At 69.1% G+C, this 16002-nt stretch carries 15 protein-coding genes and 1 tRNA gene; 10 read left to right on the forward strand and 6 right to left on the reverse strand.

Annotated features, from left to right (window positions below; translation table 11 throughout):
* Positions 1–81: 81 nt before the first annotated feature.
* Complete coding sequence (locus ACXKZF_RS11655) at positions 82–1128, reverse strand: iron-siderophore ABC transporter substrate-binding protein (RefSeq protein WP_488984294.1); 1047 nt, start codon at positions 1126–1128, stop codon at positions 82–84.
* A gap of 23 nt (positions 1129–1151) precedes the next feature.
* On the opposite strand from ACXKZF_RS11655, the gene ACXKZF_RS11660 reads away from it, so the two are divergent.
* The 3 genes from ACXKZF_RS11660 to ACXKZF_RS11670 all read left to right on the forward strand — a co-directional run bounded on the left by ACXKZF_RS11660 (position 1152) and on the right by ACXKZF_RS11670 (position 3312).
* Entirely contained in the window at positions 1152–2201 is a 1050-nt protein-coding gene (locus ACXKZF_RS11660) for a FecCD family ABC transporter permease (protein ID WP_488984295.1), read from the forward strand.
* Positions 2198–3196, forward strand: coding sequence for a FecCD family ABC transporter permease (locus ACXKZF_RS11665; RefSeq protein ID WP_488984296.1), 999 nt, complete (start codon positions 2198–2200; stop codon positions 3194–3196). The genes ACXKZF_RS11660 and ACXKZF_RS11665 overlap by 4 nt, the downstream gene beginning before the upstream one ends.
* 40 nt (positions 3197–3236) lie before the next feature.
* Positions 3237–3312: transfer RNA gene (locus ACXKZF_RS11670), tRNA-Lys, on the forward strand.
* 48 nt (positions 3313–3360) lie between these two features.
* On the opposite strand, the gene ACXKZF_RS11675 is transcribed toward ACXKZF_RS11670, so the two are convergent.
* From ACXKZF_RS11675 to ACXKZF_RS11685, 3 genes are all read right to left on the reverse strand, one after another.
* Positions 3361–4356, reverse strand: coding sequence for an antibiotic biosynthesis monooxygenase (locus ACXKZF_RS11675; RefSeq protein WP_055956473.1), 996 nt, complete (start codon positions 4354–4356; stop codon positions 3361–3363).
* Positions 4357–4358: 2 nt separating this feature from the next.
* Positions 4359–5771, reverse strand: coding sequence for a guanine deaminase (guaD, locus tag ACXKZF_RS11680; RefSeq protein ID WP_488984297.1), 1413 nt, complete (start codon positions 5769–5771; stop codon positions 4359–4361).
* Positions 5772–5938: 167 nt separating this feature from the next.
* Complete coding sequence (locus ACXKZF_RS11685; RefSeq protein ID WP_488984298.1) at positions 5939–7108, reverse strand: hypothetical protein; 1170 nt, start codon at positions 7106–7108, stop codon at positions 5939–5941.
* A gap of 428 nt (positions 7109–7536) precedes the next feature.
* Here ACXKZF_RS11685 and ACXKZF_RS11690 point away from each other — a divergent pair, with 428 nt between their 5' ends.
* Positions 7537–8730, forward strand: a complete 1194-nt coding sequence (locus ACXKZF_RS11690) for a low temperature requirement protein A (RefSeq protein ID WP_488984299.1) — start codon at positions 7537–7539, stop codon at positions 8728–8730.
* A 46-nt stretch (positions 8731–8776) separates the two neighbouring features.
* Here ACXKZF_RS11690 and ACXKZF_RS11695 read toward each other — a convergent pair whose 3' ends face one another.
* Positions 8777–9718 carry a LysR family transcriptional regulator gene (locus tag ACXKZF_RS11695; RefSeq protein ID WP_488984300.1) on the reverse strand — a complete coding sequence of 314 codons (942 nt, stop codon included), beginning with the start codon at positions 9716–9718 and terminating at the stop codon, positions 8777–8779.
* A 125-nt stretch (positions 9719–9843) separates the two neighbouring features.
* Here ACXKZF_RS11695 and ACXKZF_RS11700 point away from each other — a divergent pair, with 125 nt between their 5' ends.
* The 5 genes from ACXKZF_RS11700 to ACXKZF_RS11720 all read left to right on the forward strand — a co-directional run bounded on the left by ACXKZF_RS11700 (position 9844) and on the right by ACXKZF_RS11720 (position 14294).
* Positions 9844–10833, forward strand: a complete 990-nt coding sequence (locus ACXKZF_RS11700) for a putative oxygenase MesX (protein ID WP_055956464.1) — start codon at positions 9844–9846, stop codon at positions 10831–10833.
* A gap of 20 nt (positions 10834–10853) precedes the next feature.
* Positions 10854–11891 (forward strand): methionine synthase, encoded by a 1038-nt coding sequence (locus ACXKZF_RS11705; RefSeq protein ID WP_243223695.1) that lies wholly within the window; start codon positions 10854–10856, stop codon positions 11889–11891.
* A 168-nt stretch (positions 11892–12059) separates the two neighbouring features.
* Positions 12060–13100 carry an aldo/keto reductase gene (locus ACXKZF_RS11710; RefSeq protein WP_488984301.1) on the forward strand — a complete coding sequence of 347 codons (1041 nt, stop codon included), beginning with the start codon at positions 12060–12062 and terminating at the stop codon, positions 13098–13100.
* A gap of 99 nt (positions 13101–13199) precedes the next feature.
* A complete protein-coding gene (locus tag ACXKZF_RS11715; RefSeq protein ID WP_055956458.1) occupies positions 13200–13385 on the forward strand; it encodes a hypothetical protein in 186 nt (61 codons plus the stop codon).
* Between the two features lie 72 nt (positions 13386–13457).
* Complete coding sequence (locus ACXKZF_RS11720; RefSeq protein WP_488984302.1) at positions 13458–14294, forward strand: hypothetical protein; 837 nt, start codon at positions 13458–13460, stop codon at positions 14292–14294.
* Between the two features lie 93 nt (positions 14295–14387).
* Here ACXKZF_RS11720 and ACXKZF_RS11725 read toward each other — a convergent pair whose 3' ends face one another.
* Positions 14388–14876 carry an Lrp/AsnC family transcriptional regulator gene (locus ACXKZF_RS11725; RefSeq protein WP_488984303.1) on the reverse strand — a complete coding sequence of 163 codons (489 nt, stop codon included), beginning with the start codon at positions 14874–14876 and terminating at the stop codon, positions 14388–14390.
* A gap of 80 nt (positions 14877–14956) precedes the next feature.
* Here ACXKZF_RS11725 and ACXKZF_RS11730 point away from each other — a divergent pair, with 80 nt between their 5' ends.
* The gene (locus tag ACXKZF_RS11730) at positions 14957–15898 is read left to right on the forward strand and encodes a DMT family transporter (protein WP_488984304.1); all 942 of its coding nucleotides are present in this window, start codon (positions 14957–14959) and stop codon (positions 15896–15898) included.
* Positions 15899–16002: the final 104 nt, after the last annotated feature.

A 16002-nucleotide genomic window follows, 5' to 3' on the forward strand; every position in this document is an offset into this window, starting at 1 on the left:
CGACCGATCGATGACCGATCGGATCTGACGGCGAGAGCCGGACCCCAGGCGAGGGGGTTCGGCTCTCGCTCTTTTCGTGCGTCAGTCGGCGCCGACGACGCGCACCATCTCGTCCTGCACGATGCGTGCCGCGGTGGGGCCGGCGTTCATGAACCACGGGTCGAAGTCGACGGCGACGGTACGACCGCCCACCACGGCGTCGAGCGTGGGCCACAGCGGCGCCTCCTCGATGAACGCGATGCCCTGGCCCGTGCCGGCGTAGAACACGTGGTCCGCATCGGCGAGGTCGATCTGCTCCGCGCTGACCTCCTGCGACGTCTCGTCGAACTGCTGGGATGCCGGGCGACCGAGCCCGAGGTCTTCCGCGAGACCACCGGCGAAGGAGGGCACGCCCATGATGCGCGTGCGATCGCCCGTCGACTGCAGGAATGAGACGGTCGGCTCGCCCTCCGCGTGGGTCGCGGCGAACGCCGCGCTGTCGGACTGGAGCGAATCCAGGATGCCGCGCGCCGCGCCTTCGTCACCGAGCGCGTCGGCGATGAGCAGGAAGTCGCTTTTCCAGTTCACCCCGTTGCCCTTCGTCACCACCGTCGGGGCGACCGCGGACAGTGCGTCGTAGAGCTCCGCGCCCCGCGTGGCGTTGATGAGGATGAGGTCGGGGGCGGCCTGGGCGATCGCCTCGAGGTCGGGCTCCGTGCGCTGACCGATGTCGGTCATGGCGGCGAGCGCCGAGGCATCCTGGGGGAAGGCGTCGAGCAGGTACTGCGGCACCAATCCGCTGTTCTCGGCGCGGGTGGCAGCGGCGGGCACCGTACCCAGCGTGAGGAGCGCGTCGAGCTGGCCGGTGGACACGATGGCGATGCGGGACGGCCGTGTGGGGATCTCGGTCACCCCTTCGAAGTGGGTGACATCGCGGGGGTAGACACCGTCGGGCTCGGTCGAGCCCATGCCGGGCTCCAGGTCGCGCGACACGACCCACTCCCCCGTGGCGCCGGCTTCGGCGTCGACGGTGGATGCCGGAGCGGCGGCGCCGGCGCAGCCGGCGAGCGCAAGGACGGCCACTGCTCCGAGGGCGGCGGCGAGTGGACGAAAACGGGCGGCGATGGACGGGGAACGAAGCTTGGTCACCTACTGAGGGTATCCTTACCTTCGTGATCGATCTGTCCGCGGCCGCTCAGCCGGCGACCGCGGCGCATCTGCTTCACCGCCGCCGGAGGGCGCGGCGGCGTGCGACCGGGCTGACCCTCGTCGCGCTCGTCATCCTGGTCGGGCTCGTCGTCGCGAGCCTCGCGGTGGGGTCGCGCGCTCTCGCCCCGACGGATGTCATCTCCGCGCTGTTCTCGGGTCAGCGGGACGCTGTCGGCGTCATCGTCTTCGACCTCCGCATCCCCCGCACGCTCACTGCGCTGCTCGCCGGATCGTGCCTGGGGGTCGCGGGAGTGCTGATGCAAGCCGTCACCCGCAACCCCCTCGCAGATCCCGGTCTGCTGGGCGTCAATGCCGGGGCGGCGGTCGGCGTCGTCGTCGCCATCGCGTTCTTCGGCGTGGGCACCGCCGCCGGATACGTCTGGTTCGCTTTCGCCGGAGCGGCGGGAGCGGCTCTCCTGGTGAACGCCGCCGCACGGCCGGGGCGGCGCGGCGACACGGTCGGCCTCGTTCTGGCGGGGGTGGCGCTCAGCGCGTGCCTCGGCGCGGTGGTCCGCATCATCACGCTCGCCGACGACGACACGTTCGAGTCGTTCCGTTTCTGGGCGGTCGGGTCCTTCGAGCGACGCGACCCCGACGTCGCCGCCCAGCTGCTGCCGTTCGCGATCGCGGGGGTCGTCCTGGCCGCGGCGGTCGCCCGCGGGCTCGATCAGCTGCAGCTCGGCGCCGACCTGTCCCGTTCGCTCGGGGTGTCTCCCGCGCTCGTCGTCGTCGTGGCCGGTACGGCCATCACCCTCCTCTGCGCGGCAGCGACGTCGGCCGCGGGTCCCCTGGCGTTCATCGGACTACTCGTCGCCCACATCGTCCGCGGTGTCGTCGGCCGCGGTGTGCGCACCTCGCTCCCCCTGGCCGCGTCGGCCGGCGCCGCGCTCACCCTCGCCAGCGACGTGATCGGTCGGGTCATCGCTCTTCCAGGCGAGGTCGAGGCGGGTATCGTCGCCGCATTCGTCGGCACTCCCCTGCTGCTGTGGCTCGTCGTACGGAAGTCGTCGTGAGGCGCCCTGCCGTCGCGTCGCGACACCGTCGGTACGCCATCGCCACGGCGGCGACCGTCGTCGTGGCGGTGCTCGCCGCCGCCGTCGGCGTGACGACCGGGTCGTTCCAGGCGTCGCTCGGCGACGTCGCCTCGGCTCTCACCGGCAGTGCCGACGGCCGCACGAACGTGGTGGTGATGGGGCTGCGGGTGCCCCGAGTCGTCGCGGCCCTGTCGATCGGTGCGGCCCTGGGGCTGGCCGGCGCGGTCTTCCAGACGCTCGCCCGCAACCCTCTCGCGAGCCCCGACATCGTGGGCTTCACCGCCGGATCCGCCACCGGCGCCCTGGTCGGTCTCATCGTCATCGCCCCCACCGCTTCCCCCGCCGCCGGCGCGTGGATGGGCGGGCTGCTGACGGTCGTGGTGGTCATGCTCCTGGCGCGCAGCGTCGGCGTCTCGCGAGAACGGACGATCCTCGCGGGTATCGCGCTCTCGACGCTGCTCGGGGCGGTCAACGACTACCTCCTCACCCGCGCGCCCGTCGAGATCGCGCGCAACGCCGACCAGTGGTTGCACGGGAGCCTCGCCGCCACCTCCCTGGATGACGTCGCCCTTCTGCTCGGCGCCCTCGGCATCCTGAGCCTGGTGCTCACCCTCGTGCACCGCGACTTCCGCGCGCTGGAGCTCGGCGACGACACGGCGCGCTCCCTGGGCGTGCGGACCGGCCGCGTGCGCCTGCTCCTGGTCGTGGTGGCGGCACTGCTGACGGGAACGGCCACCGCGGTCTCCGGTCCGATCGGCTTCATCGCTCTGGCGGCGCCGCAACTCGCCCGCCGCACGCTCGGCACCAGCGGCATCCCCCTGTTCGGTTCGGCGCTGACCGGTGCGGCGATTCTCGTTATCGCCGACGTCGTCGCCCAACGCGCACTCGCGCCCCTGCAGATCCCGGTGGGTCTGCTCACCGGCGTCGTGGGGGGCGCCTACCTCTTCTGGATCGTCGCACGCACCCGTCGATGAGCACGAAGCCGCGGCCGCTCCCGGTAGGCTGGGTGCATCAGGGCCTGTAGCTCAGTTGGCAGAGCATCGGACTTTTAATCCGCGGGTCGAGGGTTCGAGCCCCTCCGGGCCCACCACTTCCCCCACTCGCACACGAGTTCTCGGGATCGGCGCGAGACCAGCCGCTACGCAGCTAGAGACAGAAGCCACGCGTAGAGGCCCATCGAGGCCCCGTAGACGGCGATCAGGATGCCGAAACCCAGAGCCTGCGCGCGCCAGCCCGGCTTCGGCTTCAGCCACCACGCGAACATCTTGAACACGCGCGGCATCACGAACCACCCGAGCAGCTGGGTGCTGACGAAGTTGCCGACGAACAGCGACAGCCAGAACGGGATGGCGTGCGGACCGTCGAACAACGGCGTGCTGACGAAGTAGCCCCACCCGAACACGATCGGATACAGCGCCGCCAGCACGAGCAGGTTGTTCTTCATCACCGATTCGCGAGCGGTCTCACCCGCCGGCGTCCAGAAGTCGAAGCCGAAGCTCGACGCGGCGACCGACAGGTCGGCGTTGAACCGCTCCCCCTCCTCGAGGAGACGCTTGCGCTCCGGCGAGTCGATCCAGGTCGCGAGGTTCTCCGCCGTGTCGAACGTGAGGATGACGACCCACGCGTCTTGCACACCGGGAACGGGACGCTGGATCCGGTGGCCCCGGAAGCCGCGGAATTGCGCCTCGACGTCGGAGATGCGCTTCTGCCACGCCAGGTAGTCCGCCTCGAGAGCCGGGGGAACCGTGGACGAGATGAGCACCGAGACGTCATCGCCGGATGACGGGTTCTCACGGAACAGCGTCACCTCTTCGTCGATGACCTCGACGTCGGAGATCTGCTCGTAGAGTTCCCGCCGGGCGGAGCTGTCGAGCCACGCTCGTGCGGCAGCGGCGTCGGTGAAGCGCTGGACGAGTGTCCAGTCGTCCCTCGACTCGCTCGGGGAGATGACGGTGCTGCCGAGATACCCCGGCGTACCGGTGAGGGCTCGGCCCGATCGCTCCAGCCACCCCTCGAACGCCTCGACGTCGCGGGCGGCGACCTTTCGGTGGGTGACGAGGGTGACCGCCGTGTCGTCGGCGCCCGACACCTCCCCCGACGTGGGCCGTTCGTCCGCGACGGCGAGGCGTTGCACCGTCAGCCCTTCTTATAGAGACGTACGCCGGACACCCAGGTCTCGTCGACGTTGCGGTCGTCGCCGACCATCATCACCGCGAACAGCGCGTGCGCGGCCTCCGCCATCGTGGTCGGCCCCGCTTCGTCGAAGAAGAGGGACTGGTGCCACGGCATCGCCGAAGGACCCGCGTTCCAGTCGAGTGCCACGAAGTCCGCGGACTTCCCGACCTCGAAGTTTCCGACCTGGTCGTCGATGTACAGGCCCTCCGCGCCACCTAGGGTGACCGACCAGAACGCCCGGTAGGGCGAGAGCTTGCTGCGCTCGGACGCGGCGAGGTCTTGCGTGACGCGGTTGGTCGTGCCGTCGAGCAGGGTGTTGCCCAGCATCCCGACCTTGTAGGCCTCGTCGAGGACGTGGATCATGCTGAACCGGTTGCCGCCGCCCATATCGGTACCGAACGACATCTTGACGCGCCGGTCGGGGTCGGTCGCCTTCCCCAGCCGGAAGATCCCGCTGCCCAGGAAGAGGTTCGAGCACGGGCAGAACACCACCGCGCCGCCGCTGTCGGAAAGGCGTCCGAATTCATTGTCGGAAAGCCAGACCGCGTGTCCGCCGGAGAATTTCGGGCCGACGAGATCATATTTCTCGTACACGCCGAGATAGTCCGTGCAGTCCGGGTGCGCCAGGAGGAGGTTGGAGATCTCCAACGGATTCTCCGAGATGTGCGTGTTCACCCAGAGATCGGGATGCTCCTGCTTCAGCCGTTGGCAGGCCTTCAGCAGCTCTTTGCTTGCACCGAGGGCGAATCGCGGGGTGATCGCATAACGGCTGCGACCCACGCCGTGATATTTCGCGATCATCGCCTTGCTGTCGTCATAGAACTGTTCGGGCGTGCTCGTCGAGCCTTCCGGCGCGAACTGATCGATGCCGGTCACCCCGCTGATCACCAGCATGTCGCGCCGCGCGGCGGCCTCGAAGAACTCCTCGACGGCAACGGTGGAGGTCGTCGTGAACGCCTGCACGGTCGTGGTTCCGCCAGCGAGCATGTTCTCGAGGAACCGCTCCGACCCGGCGCGCGCGTATTCACGGTCGCTGTAGCGGGCCTCCTCGGGGAACACGGTGTCGATGAGCCACGGCAGGAGCTGCTGCCCGAAAGCACCCAGGGCCCGCGTCTGCGGAACGTGCACGTGGCCGTCGATGAAGCCGGGAGTGATGATGCGCCCGCGGATCTCCGTGATGTCGAGGTCGGGATGCAGGGGGGACACTTCGTCGAACGGGCCGAATGCGACGATCAGACCGTCCTCGATCACGAGGAGACCATCACGGAGGAATCGAGCCGATTCCTCTTCTCTGCCGACGTGCTTCCACGGGTCGTCGATGAAATCGAAGAACGTACCGCGAATTCCAGAAGTGACGATGATCGCGCCTTTCACAGAGGTCCAATTAATGTCCGCGCCGGATGCCCCAATACTCTCGGCAGGCCAATCGGGCGCCTAGCGTCATAGTGGCATAGAACCGCTTAGGCCCGGGAACAAATTTGGGCGAACGATGTACGACCGCCGCGACTCACCGTGGAGGCGAGGCCGACCGCGGCGGGACCCTAACGAACGACGACCGCCGTCGGCGCCGACGTCTGCTGCGCCGAGGTGAAGCCGATCTTGCTCCCGGTGACGGTGACGGTGATCCGTTTGCCGACCTGCGTCATGGCGACCTTCAACGTCTTACCCGTCGCACCGGCGATGTCGACACCGTTCGCTCTCCACCGGTAGGTCAGGGTGACCGGGCTGGGTGTCCACGTGCCCGGCGACGCGGTCAGGGTCGACCCGAGCCTCGCGGTGCCGCTGATGGTGGGGGTGACCGCGCCGAGTGTGCCCGCCGTGACGCGCGCCGTCGGCAGCGACGTTGCGGCATCCGCTCCGTCCGGAGCCGAGACCGTGACCGAGATGCGCTTGCCGACCAGCGTGCCCGGAACGGCGAACGAGGCGCCCGTCGCGCCGGAGACGGCGGCGCCGTCGGCCCGCCACTGGTACATCACCGCCACATCGCGCCCGGAGACCGCCACCAGGGTCGAACCCGCCGTGGCGGTGCCCGTGATCGTCGGGATCGACGGCGCCGGAGGGTCGGAGCGGTACACCGCGACGTGCTCGACCGACATCGTGCCCCCGGAGGTCTTCGGCACCGACGCGCTGTCGCACCCGCAGACGCCGTTGGGCAGCCCCCCGCCGATGGCGAGGTTGAGGATGAGGAAGAAGTCGTTGGGGATGGCGGCATCCCACGCGCTTTCGCCGACCTCCGCCTCCTCCACGACGTGGGTGCTGACGCCGTCGACGAAGAACTCCAGCCGTTCCGCCCCGGGCTCCGTGCGATCGATGAGCGTCGAGTACGTGTGGAATCCGGTAAGGCAGGATGCGCACTCCAGGAGGCCGCTGGTGATGCCGAAGGGCTCGTCGCAGGCGCCCCCGTCGGGAAGGTCGCAGTGCAACGTCTGAATGAGCTGTGGCGTGCCGTTCACCGCCTCGAGCATGTCGAGCTCTCCCGTGCGCGGCCAATCGATCTGCGCGTTCGCGTCGCGACCGAGAGCCCAGAAGGCCGCCCAGTACCCGGTCGGATCGGCGACAGCGGGCAGACGAACGGATGCCGTCATCAGCACGCGTCCGCCCGCAGGTGCCGAGAAGGACTTGTCGGCGGTGATGATCCGCCCCGAGGTCCACGCACCGGACGCGTCGCGGAGAGCGCGGATGCCGAGGGCACCGGTCCCGTCGAGGAACACGTTCGCGGTGGACGCGGTGGTGCGGTCGATGGCACCCGTCCCCCACGTGCCGATCTCATGCTGGCGCGGGAGCGCTGGCCATGACCGGCTTCAACTCGGTGTGGCTCGGTCTCGCAGCCTTCGCCCTGATCGCTGCCGGCACCGCGGTCATGCGCATCGTCCCCCGCCGCACGCGCGAGTCCTGAAGACACGACCCCACCACTCTTAGACGGCCGTCGGCGCTCCCGCGTCGACGGCCGTCGCTCTGTGGACTGCCGCGCCCGGCATCCACCGGTTCTGAAAGCCAATACCCCCCCCGATTCGGCGACGACCACCGCGTTGTTCGAAGCGGGCCTTCGTCAGCAGCCGACTCTCACTATCCGAGACACGGGCGAAGCAAGGGACTTCTCGAATACGGGTCACTCGGGCGGCGGTGCGAGGATGTGGGCATGGCATTCGGGATGGCCCGGAACGTGCTGCGCCCCGCGGACTCCGCACGCGCGGATCGCGTGACGTACGTCGAGCTGTTCTTCGACCTGGTCTTCGTCCTCGCGTTGACTCAGCTGTCCGCCTACCTCTTCGAGAATCAGACCCTGCTGGGGGCCTTGGAGGGCGCCGTCATGGTGTGCGCCCTGTGGTGGGCATGGGTGTCGACCACCTGGGTGACGAATTGGCTCGACCCCATGAAGCTGCCCGTCCGCGGGGCCGTGATCGTGCTGGCCTTCGTCGCCCTCGTGGTGAGCGTCTCGATCGCCGAGGCCTTCGGCGACCGCGCGTGGGCATTCGCAATCGCTTACGTCATCCTTCAGGTGGGGCGCACAGGGTTCATCGTCTGGGCGACAATCCGCCACGACCGCGCGGTCGCCCGCGACTTCGCTCTCGTGCTCGGCTGGACGGTCGCCAGTAGCGCCCTGTGGATCGTCGGCGCGCTGCTGCCCCTCACCTGGCAGTTGCCGTTCTGGGCCGCGGCACTCGCTGTCGAACTGGCCGGTACGGTTCTGGGGTTTCCTGTCCCGGGCCGAGGCAGAGTGATGCTGCAGTCCTGGGATCTGTCCGGCCCCCACATCGCCGAGCGCACAGCGCTGTTCGTCCTCATCGCCCTGGGCGAGGGGTTGCTCGTCACGGGCTTCGCTTTCGTCGAGAAGGAGTCGTCCACGTCATCGATCGCCTCGATGGTGACGGCGTTCATCGCCGCAGCGGCCACCTGGTGGATCTACTTCGACCACGGCGAGCGCGTCGGCGCCGAAGCCATCGAGGCGTCCGATGAGCCGGGCCGGCTCGCCCGCACCGCCTACACCTGGGTGCATCTTGTGATCATCGCGGGCATCGTGCTGATGAGCGTGGGCGACAAACAGATGCTCACGCTCCCCGACCAGCGCGGTCTCGCGACCACGGTCGTGATCGTGGGCGCGCCGGTCCTCTTCCTCTTCGGCACCGTGGCGTTCCGTCGCGTCCTCGAGGGCCGCTGGTCGCGACCTCAGCTCCTCGGTCTCCTCGCTCTCGCCGTGCTCGCAGGTGTGGCATCCGTCGTCCCGGTCTTCGATGCGCTCAGGCTGTCGATCGTGACCGCGATGCTCCTGGTGGGTGTCGCTGCGGGCGAGACCGTCGAGCGCGTCCGTCGCGGCCGTCGCGCCGGCGGATGAGTCATCACCCGCTCGCGGAGACCGACCGGACGACTCATGCCGCTCCTCAGCCGAGCAGCGCCACCCCGAACGCGGCGACCACCTCGCGCACCTCCCCCAGGTAGCGCTGAGCCTGGTCGGTCAGCGGGATGGCGCTGCGTCCGATCCAGCCGATCTCGATACGCTCGTCGACCTCCAGCGGCACCGCCACGATCTCTGGATCGAGGTCGTCGCTGATGATGCCCGTCGAGATGGTGTAGCCGTCGAGGCCGATCATGAGGTTGAAGATCGTCGCGCGGTCGGACACTCGGATCTCTTGAGGGCTCGACAGGGTCGAGAGGATCTCCTCGGCGAAGTAGAACGAGTTGTTCGCCCCCTGGTCGAACGTGAGTCGCGGTAAGCCGACGAGGTCGGCGAGGGTCGCGCGCGAACGGGATGCCAGGGGGTTCCGCCGCGAGACGAAGATGTGCGGCGCAGCGACGAAGAGCGGGTGGAAGAGCAGCCCCGAATCGCGCAGCAGCTTGTCGAGCACGTTGCGGTTGAAGTCGTTGCGGAACAGGATGCCGAGCTCGCTGCGCAGCGTCCGGACGTCTTCGATGATGTCGAACGTCCGGGTCTCGCGGAGTGAGAACTCGTACTCCGCGGCATCCGTCGCCTTCACCATGCGGACGAACGCGTCGACGACGAAGGAGTAGTGCTGCGCCGAGACGCCGAGGAGTCGCCGCGACGGCGGGCGGCCGAGATACCGCTGCTCGAGCAGCTCCGCCTGCTCCACCACTTGACGTGCGTACCCGAGGAACTCCACGCCGTCGACGGTGAGCGTCACCCCGCGGGCGGATCGGGTGAGCAGATCGCGCCCCACCCGCGTCTCGAGGTCGCGCATCGCCGCCGACATCGTCGGCTGGGCGACGAACAGCAGGTCGGCTGCGGCGCTGATCGATCCCTCGGCGGCCACCTCGATGAAGTACTGGAGCTGCTGCAGCGTGATGCCGCTCATCCGCTTGGCCATAGGTTGAGGCTATAGCAGGGCATAGCGTCACGGAATTACCCGATGCCCCCTCTCACGCTGCACGATGTGGGGACCGACTTCTTCGAGACCGGGCCGGTCTCCCCATTCCCCGGATTGGCATCCCCATGTCGAACGACATCACGTTCCGCATCACCACCACCCGTTTCGACGAGGACTACGCACCCGCCGAGGGGTCGCGTGTCACGACGAACTTCGCCAACCTCGCCCGCGGGGAGGGTCGTCAGCAGAACCTGCGCACCGCCCTGTCGATGATCGACCGTCGCCTCAACGACCTCGCGTCCGACGACCCGGACGGCGAGCGGTATCGCGTCGAGCTCGACATCGTGTCGGTGCAGCTGCAGTTCGCCGACGGCGCCGACGAGGAGTTCCCGGTCATCGAGGTGCTCGACGTGCACATCCTCGATACGCACACGGGCGAGCGCCACCAGGGCATCGTCGGCAACAACTTCTCGTCCTACCTGCGCGACTACGACTTCAGCATCGTGCTGCCCGCAGCGCAGGCAGCCGCGGGCGGATTCTCGGTGCCCGGTGACTTCGGCGACCTCCACGGCAAGCTGTTCTCGCACTTCCTCGACTCCGCGGCCTATCGCGAGCGCTTCCCGCTCGCGCCCGTCATCTGCATCAGCGTCTCGACGAGCCGCACCTACCACCGCACCGGCGTCGTGCACCCCGTGCTGGGCATCGAGTACGCGCAGGATGCCACCTCGTCGCTGACCGACGAGTACTTCGGCAAGATGGGGCTTCAGGTGCGGTACTTCATGCCGCGCGGCAGCGTCGCGCCCCTGGCGTTCTACTTCCGGGGCGATCTGCTCGCCGACTACACCGACCTACAGCTGATCGGCACGATCAGCACGATGGAGACCTTCCAGAAGATCTACCGCCCCGAGATCTACAACGCCCGCACCCCCGCCGGCGACGTCTACCGTCCCAGCCTCGAGGCACCGGACTTCGAGCCGACCGAGGTGACCTACGACCGGGAAGAGCGCAGTCAGCTCGCCGTCGTCCAGGGACGCTACGCCGAGGAGCATTTCGTGAAGCCGCACCGCGCGATCCTCGACCAGTGGGCCGCCGACTACGCGCTGGCCGCCCGATGACCCGCGAAGGATCCACCGTCGTGTCGACGCTCCTGCCCACCTCGACCGTCGGAAGCCTCCCCAAGCCCGCGTGGCTCGCCAAGCCCGAGGTGCTGTGGTCGCCCTGGGAGCTCGAGGGCGATGTGCTCGTCGAGGGGAAGCACGACGCCCTCCGTTCCGCGGTACAGGAACAGGAGCGCCGTGGCCTCGACATCATCAGCGACGGCGAGCAGACCCGTCAGCACTTCGTCACGACCTTCATCGAGCACCTCGAGGGCGTCGACTTCGAACACCGCGAGACGGTTCGCATCCGTGACCGGTACGACGCGAGCGTGCCGACCGTCGTCGGGGCCGTCAGTCGTCGTGGTCCCGTCTTCGTCGACGATGCCGCCTTCCTCCGCGCGCAGACCGATCGGCCCATCAAATGGGCGCTCCCCGGCCCCATGACGATGATCGACACGCTCGCGGACCGCCATTACCGCAGCCGCGAGAAGCTGGCGTGGGAGTTCGCCACCATCCTCAACCAGGAGGCGCGCGAGCTCGAGGCCGCCGGGGTCGACATCATCCAATTCGACGAGCCCGCCTTCAACGTCTTCTTCGACGAGATGAAGGACTGGGGCGTCGCGGCCCTCGAGCGTGCGGCCGAGGGCCTGAACGCCCAGACGGCCGTGCACATCTGCTATGGCTACGGCATCAAGGCGAACACGGACTGGAAGGCCACGCTCGGATCGGAGTGGCGACAGTACGAGGAGTCGTTCCCGCTGCTGCAGCAGTCCACCCTCGACATCGTCTCGCTCGAGAGCCACCGCTCGAACGTGCCGATCGACCTGATCGAGCTCATCCGCGGCAAGAAGATCATGCTCGGCGCCCTCGATGTCGCCAGCGAGCGCATCGAGACGCCCGAGGAAGTCGCCGAGACCCTGCGCCGCGCGTTGCGGTTCGTCGACGCCGACAAGCTCATACCCAGCTCCAACTGCGGTATGGCGCCGTTGCCGCGCCAGGTCGCGTTCGACAAGATCAGCGCCCTCTCCGCGGGCGCGCAGCTGCTGCGCGACGAGGTCACCGGCGCGGCATCCTGACCGACGCCTCGATCGAAGCAAGCGAGGGATGCCGCGGTATCCGCGCCGGGGGCGGGCTCCGCGTTCGGGGTCGACAGGATGCCGTGGCGCCCTGGGCCGCCGGAGAGCGCGGACCGGGACCGGCATGGCAGAGTCGAGGCATCCCGCTTACGCCATTCGAGGAGCACCATGCCCATCGACGCCGACGACCCCCGCCTGACCTCTCCGTTCGAGGCCGCCACCACCCGCTACGACGACGTGCCTTTCCTGCGCGCAGGCTCCAGCGGCATCCCGCTCCCCCGCATCTCGCTCGGGCTGTGGCAGAACTTCGGCAGCGCGCGTCCGCTCGACACGCAACGCGAGATCCTGCGGCACGCGTTCGACCGGGGCGTCGTGCACATCGACCTCGCCAACAACTACGGTCCGCCGTACGGGGCGGCGGAGTCGACCTTCGGAACCGTGCTCGACAGCGACCTGCGCCGGTACCGTGACGAGCTGTTCGTCTCGACCAAGGCCGGATACGACATGTGGCCCGGTCCCTACGGCGACGGCGGGTCGCGCAAGTACCTCGTGCGCTCGCTCGAACAGAGCCTGATGCGCATGCGCACAGACCATGTCGACGTGTTCTACTCGCACCGCGTCGACCCCGACACGCCGATCGAAGAGACCGTGCACGCGCTCGCCGACATCGTGCGCAGCGGCAAGGCCCTCTACGCCGGCATCTCCAACTACCCCGCCGACCTCACCCGCCGCGCGCACGAGTTGCTGGCCGCCGAGGGCGTGCGCCTGTTCATCCACCAGCCGCGGTACTCGCTGTTCGACCGCACCCCGGAAGCCGAGCTGTTCCCGACACTGCGCGAGCTCGCCGTCGGCAGCGCCGTGTTCTCGCCGCTCGCGCAGGGCCTGCTCACCGCGAAGTATCTCGACGGGACGGTGCCGGCCGACTCCCGCGCCGCCGACAGCCGGTTCCTCGACGCCTCAGCGCTCACCGACGACTATCTCGAGCGCATCCGCGGCATCGACGGCGTCGCCCGTGAGGCGGGCCTCTCGATCCCGCAGCTCGCCGTCGCCTGGGTGCTGCGCGATCCGGTCGTGACCACAGCGATCATCGGAGCCTCGCGCACGAGCCAGATCGACGACGCGGTCTCCGCCAGCTCCACGCCCCTGGCCGACGACGTGGTCGCAGCCCTCGAGCCGTTCGCCGCCGGAGCGGGCGAGCGCATCGCCTGAGTCCCGGCACAGCACACGCGAACGCCAGGCGCAAGCGTGGCGGCGTCCGTCGTCCGATCCTGTCTGCTGGAGTCTCCAGACGCGACAGAAGGAGGCGCCATGGGTGTCGGACGATGGATCGGAACCGGAGCGGTAGGACTGGCCGGGGCGGTGCTGGCACGCACGGCGATCGGGCGTGCGGTCGCCGCGGGCACCGTCGCGTATCGGGTGTGGAACGACCCGAAGGTGCAGAAGGTGCGGCGCCGGGTGGTGACCAAGCTCGCCAAGCAGCGTCGCGCGCGCTGACCGGGCGGTGTTCCCCTCGCGTTCACCACGGTCTCGTAACCTGAGGCCACCGGAACGCGAGGGGAGCCACGGATGCCGAGGTCGCTGGGGGCACGGATCGGCATCGGCGCGGCGGTGGCCGGTGTCATCACCCTGGGAGGGGCGGGGGTGGTCCTCTTCGGCTGGGCGGTCGATGAGACCCATTTCGATCGCCCGAGCGCGGAGTTCGACGCCCTTCGCGCGGAGATCGCGGCGGTCGAGGGCGTTGATGTCGCTCACAGCGAGCGATGGGTGGAGGCGCCCACCTTCTCGGATCCGTCGTCGGCGGTCTTGCTGAAGGTTCGCGCCGACGCATTGCCCGACCTGCTCGCCCTCGCCTGTGCCAGCACCTACCCCGACCCCGTGTCCTGGGCCGTCGAAGTGGACACGCTGGCTCGGACGCGCATATCGCTCTTCTCCGACGCGGGGCGCGGCTGCCTCGATGTCGGCTTCGACCCCCTTCCCGCGGTCGCGGAGATCGACCGCTCAGCTCCGGGGGCGCAGGTGCAGGCGGCCGTGATGGAGAACGGGATGTTCACGCTGTACTCGCTCGACGACGCCTTCGAAGAACTGATCCCGCTCGTATCGCGCGCGGAAACAGTGCGCGACGCGGCCGGTCTGCCCCGCGCCGGGGCCATCGAGGTGGCGGGGTCGCGTCTGGGCGTCGCGGTCGGGCCCGGAGAAGGGCCGGCTTACGAGCAACTGCTGACCCGTCTCATCGACGACCACGACGTCACGTCCTTCTTCTCCCCCGCGGGCGGAACGCCCATCGACGGCGTCGAGAAGGTGCAGGTCACCGCACCCGAACGGCATCACGCGGCCGTCGAGGCCGCGATCGCCCGCTCGACTCTGCCCATCGCCGGACTGCCGGTCACGTTCCTTCCCCAATGAGGGCGGGCCGCGATGGCCGGGATCGTCGTGGCCATCCCGCCCGATGAGGAGGAGCATGCCGGTCGCTTCAGTCGACCGCGTCGCGATGAGGCGTCAGGGCACGCGATTCGCGCCGTCGCGGTGGACGGGCAGTGGCGTCAGGGGTTTGGTCACCCCGAAGGCGAAGGTCGTGTCGATCGACGACAGTGCGGGGATAGCCCGGAGGTGCTCGCGTAGGAGACGCTCGTACTCCTCGAAACTGGGGGTCACCACGCGCACGAGGTAGTCCCAGTCGCCGGCGAGCAGATGCGCTTCGACGATCCACGGAATGGCGCGCAACCGATCCTCCACCGCGTCGACGGTCGAGCCCTCGTGCGAGGCCAGACGCAGCCGCACGAAGGCCGTGATCTCGAGGTCGACGGCCTTCGGCGAGACCACCGCGCGGTACCCGGAGATCACGCCCGTATCTTCGAGACGCCGAACGCGGCGCAGGCATGGCGATGGCGAAAGCCCGACGCGATCGGCGAGTTCCTGATTGGTCAGACGGCCGTCGCGTTGCAACTCGGTGAGGATGAGTAGATCGATCGCGTCCAGGCCGCTCATAAAGCAGATTCTGCCAATCTGATCGGCTTAGAAGCAATATCCGCAATCGTGTGCCGCCCCTCTTTTCCTACGCTCACAGGGTGACGACGTTCGCCTTCCCGAGCCCCTCCGCGTTGTCGCGGCGGACGATGGTCGGTGTCGCCGCCCTCGCCGCCGTCGTCTGCCTGTGGTCGTCGTTCGCGTTGTCGACCCGCGCGCTCGAGACGACCGGGATGAGCATGGGGGATGCCGCGATCATGCGCTTCGGGGTGCCCGCGATCGCCCTCGCGCCCTGGATCCCCCGGACGATGCGGCACCTGCGCGGCGAGCACGCGAGCGTCATCGCACTGGTGCTGCTCGCGGGACTTCCCCATTTCCTGCTCTTCGCGTGGGGGGCGCACCTGACCTCCGCGGCGCTGACCGGCCTGCTCGTGCCCGGCACCGTGCCCCTGTTCGTCACGGTGCTGCTCTTCCTCGCGTTCCGTTCACCGATCCCCCGCCGCCGTCTGGTCGCCCTCGGTGCCATCGTCGCCGGCGTCGCCGTGAGCGCCACCCTCACCGGCGGCCCCGCCGGTGAGGGTGGGATCGCCGTGCTGATGGCCGCGGGATTGGTCTGGGCGGCGTACACGATCGGGCTGTCGCGCACGCGACTCGATCCGCTCGGGGTCATCGCCCTCGTCTCCCTCACCTCTCTCATCGCGGCACTCGTGCTCGCCGCGGCGGGAGCACTGCCGTCTCAGCTGTTCAGCGGCACCGTCGACGTGCCCGCGTGGGGGGCGTATGCCCTCGTGCAGGGCGTGGGCACCGGGATGCTGTCGACCGCGTGCTACGTCGTGGCGGTGAAGAACCTCGGAAGCAGCATCACCGCCGCAGCCGGCGCCCTCAGTCCCGTCCTCACCGCGGTGGTCGCCGTCCCCCTCCTCGACGAGCCGCTCACGGTCGGACTCGCCGTCGCGCTCGTGCTGATCGTGTCGGGGGTCGTGGCGTTCGCGCTGGCCCCGGCCGGCGCGGCGCGGCCCCCGGCCGCCGACCGCCGGCGCTGACCCCGCCACGCCGACGACAGCGCGAGCGAGCGAAGCGCGGGCCGCGGGCACGGCATCCGATCACCCCTCCGCTCCGAACAAGATACGAGGCGGGGTCGCGCGTG

The organism is Microbacterium sp. ABR10 (assembly GCF_057812175.1).

Bases quoted from the DNA above. Each gene is read 5' to 3' on its own strand.
- ACXKZF_RS11690 (WP_488984299.1), top strand. From the start codon at position 7,537: ATGGCATTCGGGATGGCCCGGAACGTGCTGCGCCCCGCGGACTCCGCA.
- ACXKZF_RS11695 (WP_488984300.1), bottom strand. From the start codon at position 9,718: ATGGCCAAGCGGATGAGCGGCATCACGCTGCAGCAGCTCCAGTACTTC.
- ACXKZF_RS11700 (WP_055956464.1), top strand. From the start codon at position 9,844: ATGTCGAACGACATCACGTTCCGCATCACCACCACCCGTTTCGACGAG.
- ACXKZF_RS11710 (WP_488984301.1), top strand. From the start codon at position 12,060: ATGCCCATCGACGCCGACGACCCCCGCCTGACCTCTCCGTTCGAGGCC.
- ACXKZF_RS11715 (WP_055956458.1), top strand. From the start codon at position 13,200: ATGGGTGTCGGACGATGGATCGGAACCGGAGCGGTAGGACTGGCCGGG.
- ACXKZF_RS11720 (WP_488984302.1), top strand. From the start codon at position 13,458: ATGCCGAGGTCGCTGGGGGCACGGATCGGCATCGGCGCGGCGGTGGCC.
- ACXKZF_RS11725 (WP_488984303.1), bottom strand. From the start codon at position 14,876: ATGAGCGGCCTGGACGCGATCGATCTACTCATCCTCACCGAGTTGCAA.